The organism is Fodinibius sp., assembly GCF_041642155.1.
Classification (GTDB): domain Bacteria; phylum Bacteroidota; class Rhodothermia; order Balneolales; family Balneolaceae; genus Fodinibius.
Window position 1 is genome coordinate 1 of record NZ_JBEPWZ010000209.1, and the last position, 5,364, is coordinate 5,364.

General features: G+C 45.2%; 3 protein-coding genes. All 3 read left to right on the forward strand.

The window, feature by feature from the left end:
* The coding region (locus tag ACESLU_RS11155) for a sialidase family protein (RefSeq protein WP_372638726.1) at positions 1 to 936 on the forward strand (936 nt) is incomplete at its 5' end.
* Between the two features lie 484 nt (positions 937 to 1,420).
* Entirely contained in the window at positions 1,421 to 4,177 is a 2,757-nt protein-coding gene (locus tag ACESLU_RS11160; protein ID WP_372638727.1) for a PAS domain S-box protein, read from the forward strand.
* Between the two features lie 838 nt (positions 4,178 to 5,015).
* The coding region (locus ACESLU_RS11165; RefSeq protein WP_372638728.1) for a YceI family protein at positions 5,016 to 5,364 on the forward strand (349 nt) is incomplete at its 3' end.

A 5,364-nucleotide genomic window follows, 5' to 3' on the forward strand; every position in this document is an offset into this window, starting at 1 on the left:
AGTTACCTGGTTACGGTTACATCATACGACTACGGGGAAAGCTGGACCGAGGAGCCGTCGTTAATGTATGCACATCCTCTCGGAGGATCACAGGATCCGTGTTTACTTCAGTTACAGAATGGTCGTATTCTCTGTACCAGTTATGGTTGGGCCTTTGTGAATTCAGAGGGTATTGAAAATTTACGAACTCCCCATTTTAAGAATGCCAGGGGATCGGTGTTTTTAGGCGGATACTACCTGAAATCTACAAACGGTGGGAAAACCTGGAATGGACCACACTATCCGCCGAGTATACCGCCGGAAGTAAGATATTCAGCCCTCGGCGATCCCCTTCCCGCCTATAACAGAGGGTCTCTGTGGGAGGGAGAAAGCGGACGCCTGTTCTGGGTTGTTGCCGCCGGGGATAATCCTGGCAATATAAGGAAGACTTCCACCCACTTGCTTGTGTCCGATGACAAGGGGGAGACCTGGCAGTATTCTTGTCCCGTAGCGGAGGATGATGAAGCATCGTTTAATGAAGCCTCTGTTTATGAAACGCCCAAAGGAGATCTGGTGGCTTTCTTGAGGACATCGGGACTGGATGACCAGGCAGTTATTGCGCGTTCTGTGAATGGAGGAAAATCATTTGGGCCATGGCAAAAAATGGGATTCCAGGGACACCCGATGCAAGCCCTGCGTTTGCCCGACAACCGCGTTTTCCTTGTCTACGGCTACCGCCACGAACCCTATGGCATAAGAGCCCGCATTCTAAATGGAGAATGCACCGATTTTAACACAGCTCCTGAAATAATTATCCGCAGGGATGGAGGGTCTTCCGACATCGGGTACCCCTGGGCGGTCATGCTTGATGAAAGTCGGATATTGGTTACCTATTATTTTAACGTGGACAACGATACCCGTCACATCGCCGGGACGATATTGGAGCTGAAGGGGTAGGGAGCACCGATCAGTTCGGCCTGCATCGGGCGATGCAGGAGATGAAACAGGAAGGAAAAGTACGGAAAGAGCTGGGGAATATTCTTCGCCGGAACTTTATGGAAACAGGCGGTGTGTCCGTTGATCGATTCAGGGAACTTCCTTTTAATTTAAAAAATCTACCTTCGGTTTAACGATAATATTTCATTAGTTGTTTATATAACTCCATTATCTTTGTGTTATTGGGAACAAAATGATTACGTATAGAGTCAGCAAGGGGCGGAGGCGTTGCCCAAATAGGTAGCATAATGTTCGAAATAACCAGTTAATGCTTAATTGCATCCTCCGAATAGATGTACTTGAATGAATCCTCAGCGGGTACAACAATCGATGGGCAGGATATTTTTGAGCCTTATTGTGTAATTTCCCTCAGAAGTAAAAAACAGCAGGGCTGAAAAGACCGTCGCAGATTATTTTATAATAAATATTCACTCCAAATATTAATATGGCACATCACATTTCGGGGTCGTCCGCGGAGGACATGAACACGTTGATTTCCAGCAAAGACTGGACAGAAACTCCGTTAGGAGCAACAGGAGAATGGCCCCAGAGTTTGCGTACGGCATTGCATATTTGCCTGGTATCTGCTGCCCCCGCGTGCCTCTGCTGGGGTAATGATCTGGCGTGCATCTATAATGATGCCTGGAAAGATCTTTTTGGAGTTGATCCTTTCTTACTGGGACATCCAGCCCCTGAAGTTTTGAAAGAGGCCGGGCCAGCATTTGAATCGTATTTTGAAGAGGTCCTTTCCACAGGGGAGGTAAGAGAATTGACTGATCACACTCTTTCTTTGGATGATGATGAGAAGCAAAGCTTTAATATCTCGTTCAGTCCCATTTTTGACGAGAATAAGTCAGCGAATGGTATCTATATCACCCTGAAGGAGAGGAAAAGGCATGACAGCGAAGCGGATTTGCAGTTGCAGCAGGCGGAACGGGATTATCACGACTTTTTTGAGTGTGCCCCCATAGGACTGCATCAGCTGGGACCCGAGGGGACCATCCTGAAGGTGAACCAGGCTGAACTGGATATGCTGGGATATTCCCGGGAAGAATATCTTGGCCGCAATATTATCGAATTCTATGTCAATAAAACGTTAATGCAGGAGGTTTTTCAGAGAGTAAAGAAGGGGGTAAAAATGCATAATATTGAAGCCCAAATGATCCATAAAGATGGCTCCATTCGAGATGTATTACTCAGTTCAAATGGGTTTCGAAAAAACGGTGAATTCATCCACATCTGCTGCTTTACCCGCGATATTACCGATAGCAAGTTCTGGAAACGCAGAATGGAAGAATCTGAAAACCGGTATCGCACGCTTATAGATAACTTTCCACAGGGTGCCGTCGGATTATTTGATGAAAATCTTCGCTATACGGCTTTCGGCGGACAGCTGCTGCCCCAGATTGGGGTTATTCCCGAGGACCGGATTGGCAACAGAATCACTGATATTTACCCGGAAGAGTTAGTTGATTGGGCAAAATCGTATTTTACTGCTGTATTTGAGGGCAAGGCCAGTTCATTCGATGTTGAATTGCATGACCGGCAGATGTATTGCCAAACACTGCCTATTGAAAATGGCGAGGGGGAGATCGTTTCCGGTATGCTTGTGGTCCAGGATGTTACCGAGCGTAGGCGGGCTCAGCAAGAACTTCGCGAGAGTGAGGCAAAATTTCGTATGCTGGCTGAGAATCTCAATGAAATTATGTGGATGGCATCGGAGCATGGAGAAGAGTTCCTATACATTAATCCCGCTTTTGAGAAGGTATGGGGAATTGATCGTAAACAGTTATATGACGAGCCGATGTATTTTATAAATGCGGTTCATCCGGACGATCGTGATCGGGTCCGGGAGCGATTTGTCGAGCTGCCGGAAAAAAAGTTTGATGATGAATACCGAATTATCCGGCCCGATGGAGAGATCCGGTGGCTTCACACACAGGGACGCAAAGTACATGATAAAGAGGGGGGGATCACCCGTATTATAGGGACCGCTGAAGATATCACAGACCGCAAAGAGGCTCAAATTCAACTGGAAGAAATAAATGAGACGCTGGAGGAGCGGGTGGAGGAACGGACACAGACCTTGCGCTCTTACCAGAAGCAGCTGCGCTCGTTGACGTCAAGTTTAAACAAAGCAGAAGAACAGGAACAGCAGCGGTTGGCTTCCGAACTCCATGATAGCGTAGGCCAAATGCTTACGGTGGCTAAAATGAAGGTAGTGGAGTTATCTCAGCATCCATCCCCTGATTTAGAGGAGTTAAAAAAACTAATAGATGATATTTTTAAATACACCCAAAATTTAATGGTGGAATTGACGCCGCCCCCGGCTCTGAATAAAGAGGACGTTACGGAAGTATTGCTTTGGACGGTTGACAAGATGGAAAAGAAGGGACTTGATATCACTATTGAGGATGATGGACAGCTCAAGCCGGTTGACGAAGAGTTCCGGTCAATTCTCTATCAATCGGTACGAGAATTACTTCTGAATGTGAAGAAACACGCAGGTACCCAAGAAGCCCGGGTGGATATGTCAGTCGAAAAAGGCCGGGTGAAAATTATTGTTGAGGACGCAGGTAAAGGATTTGATTTGAAAGAAAGCCATTCCAGTCCCACAGAAGCAGGCAGATTTGGCCTGTTCAATATAAAGGAGCGCATGGATTGGCATGGCGGTTCTTTTAATTTGTATTCCAATCCGGGGGGCGGTACAAAAGCCGTGCTATCAGTTCCTGTGAAAGAGAAAAAGAAACCGGAAAAAATATCGCCTGAAGGCCGGGAAAGACTCAAGCCAGCCGACCCAAAAGGACAGGGTCAACAGCAACAAAAGGTTACTGTTCTTCTTGTGGATGATCACGAGATTGTCCGCCGGGGACTCCGTCAGCTCATTGAAAAACAGGATGACCTGATCGTTACGGGGGAAGCTTCCCATGGACAGGAGGCTGTTGAGCTGGCCATGGAACTTTCTCCTGATATTATCGTCATGGATATAAATATGCCCGTGATGGATGGCATTGAGGCCACGCAGAAAATAAAGCGCGAAATGCCCGATGTTCGAATTATCGGGTTATCATTTCACGAGGGCCAGGAAGTGATTGAAAATATGCGGGATGCTGGGGTTTCGGCTTATCTGACGAAGAATGAAGCTTTTGAATCATTAATAATGGCTATTCGTGCTGAAGCAAGGAATTCAAATATGCTTTAAATCCGGCGATCGAGGCCAGGGGGAAGGTTTTAAAGCATTTGTGTATATAAGAAGCTATTGAGAGAGATTACCGGGAAAGCCTTTTTGCAAGCCTTTAACCCATGTTATGGAGGATATTGCTGGTCAGGGCCAGGTTATACCGCTGAGTGCACAATCTTTTGCGAGGCACTACAGCCACTGCCGCATATAAAAACATCTCTGTACCTGCAAAGGATACCTAAAATTATTTATATTACAGGCACTCTCTCTTTAGGCTCTGCACGGTGAAAGGTGCAGGGCTTTTTTTAATGTTCTGTCAGAGAAGAGTGCGGTATATAATTATTCCCTACGTTTACTTCTACCCATTCTTTCTCTGTTAACATGAATACAGGGATAGTATTTTCTTTGGATTCAGGTAATTATCATTTATTACTCCAGCCTCTTGAAGTTTATTAAAGTTACCTTGAACAGCAACCGGACTCAATATATAAGCGGTCCCTGAGGCTACATCTACTACGATCTCCAAGAGAAAAAATGATATGAGGTTAGCCAAAATAGTAGTTGCACCATCAAAATTTTTGTTCATTCTAACTTTTATCTTCTCATATACATCTTTTTGAAAAGTTACTTTAAGGTATGGCTTTCGCTACGAGAAGTTGTGCTGATGGTGGCCGTTTCACCTTTATTAATCTCGTCTATGAGAACTTCAGCCCCGGAGGGAGAGGAATGGAATCGGTTTAAGGTTGACGCTTCTCTTGACATATATCAAGAGTATTTCCTGTCATATATCAATGGTGTTACAGTTTGGCCTCCCTATGTTAGGATTGAACAATCTGTTTAACATCAAAACAATATGACAATGACTACTACAACGAAAACCTTATGGAAAATTGATCCGACGCATTCGGAAGTACAATTTAAAGTAAAGCACCTGGTAATTTCGACTGTTACCGGAAGCTTCGACTCTTTCGATGGAAAAATTGAAGCTGACGGCGACGATTTCGAAAATGCTAAAGCAACATTCACGGCTGAAATCGACAGTATCACAACCAACAACGAAGATCGTGATCAGCACTTAAAGTCCGATGATTTCTTTAATGCTGAAAAGTATCCTCAGCTAAAATTTGAGTCTACAACCCTTGAGAAAGTCGGAAACGGGGAATACAAAGTCAACGGTGATTTGACTATCCGTGACGTTACCAAAGAGA

Coding starts and splice junctions, on each gene's coding strand:
- ACESLU_RS11160 (WP_372638727.1), top strand. CDS start 1,421: ATGGCACATCACATTTCGGGGTCGTCCGCGGAGGACATGAACACGTTG.